This is a genomic window from Elioraea sp., assembly GCF_051860475.1.
GTDB lineage: Bacteria > Pseudomonadota > Alphaproteobacteria > Acetobacterales > Acetobacteraceae > Elioraea.
This window is the reverse complement of record NZ_JBHYDW010000246.1, coordinates 2,292-3,478: the sequence shown is the minus strand read 5'-3', so window position 1 is coordinate 3,478 and position 1,187 is coordinate 2,292. Positions and strand designations below refer to the sequence as shown.

Genomic DNA, 1,187 nt, shown 5'->3' with positions numbered 1-1,187 from the left:
TCACGGCGCCACGCTGTCGGACGCGAAATGGGCCTACGCCACGCGGCGCATCGCGCCTGACCGCATCGCCCGCCTGTCGACCGATGTGGCACGCGCCGCCGCCGGCGACCTGCTGCTCGCCGAAGTGCGCAAGGTCGGCCACCACAAGGCGATCCAGCTCGCGAGCGGCCGCCTCTCAACGCTGTTCCCCGGCGACCGGCTGATCCTGGCGGTCGGCGCACGCTATGCGCCGGATCAGTTTCTGGCGCGGGCCGAGATCGATCCGGCGGGTTGCGAACTCGCCGCCGCCGGCGGGATCGCCGGCCGCGTTGAGCAGCAGCATGACCAGATCGGGCCGCCGACCGCGCTCACGCCGATCGCGCTGCTCGCGGATGCGGATGGCCGGCCCGTCAATCTGCGCGACGCCGCGATCGCGCTGTCGTCGCTGCCCTCGCAGATCCCGACGATCGCGGTGGTCGGGACGTCGATGAACTCCGGCAAGACCATGACCGTTGCCGCGATCGTCCGTGGCCTCGTCGCAAGCGGGCTGCGGGTGGGTGCGGCCAAGATCACCGGCACCGGCGCCTTTGGCGATCCGAACCTGTATCGCGACGCCGGAGCGGCCGAGGTGCTGGACTTCACCGATGCGGGCTTCGCCACCACGTTCGGCGTCGCCTCACCGCAGCTGGAGCGGATCGCGATCGGGCTGACGGCCGCGCTCGCCGAGCGCGGCTGCGATGCCGCCGTGCTGGAGATCGCCGACGGCCTGTATCACACCCAATCGCGCGCGCTGCTGGCGTCTGCCGCCCTCAGGTCGCTGCTGCTCGGCAGGCTGGTCTTCGCCGCGACGGACGCCGTCAGCGCCGTGGGCGGGGCGGCAGATCTCGCTGCGATGGGGCTCCCCCCGATCGCGATCAGCGGCCTGTTCACCCGCTCGCCGCTCGCGATGGCGGAGGCAGCGATGCATGTCACTGCCCCGATCCTGCCCCAAGAGGCGCTGCGCGCAGCGGCGGCGGCCCGCAGCCTGCTCGGGGTTGCGCATCGGCGCCCGACCGCCGAGCCCGGCCCGGGCCCTGCCCTCCCCGTGCCGGTCGTGCCGGCCAATACGATGGTCGCGGCCGTCGCATGACGGGGCTGCTGACGGGGCTGCCGCGCCTGGCAACCCGTGCGCGAGCCGGTTTGCTGCTCCGGCTCGCGGCGACCGGGCT

1 protein-coding gene is annotated in these 1,187 nt (G+C 73.4%); it reads left to right on the top strand.

Features of this window, described 5'->3' with window-relative positions; translation table 11 throughout:
* A partial coding sequence (locus ACTIFU_RS23160) for a hypothetical protein (RefSeq protein WP_439580689.1) occupies positions 1-1,108 on the top strand: 1,108 nt, incomplete at its 5' end.
* Positions 1,109-1,187 lie beyond the last annotated feature (79 nt).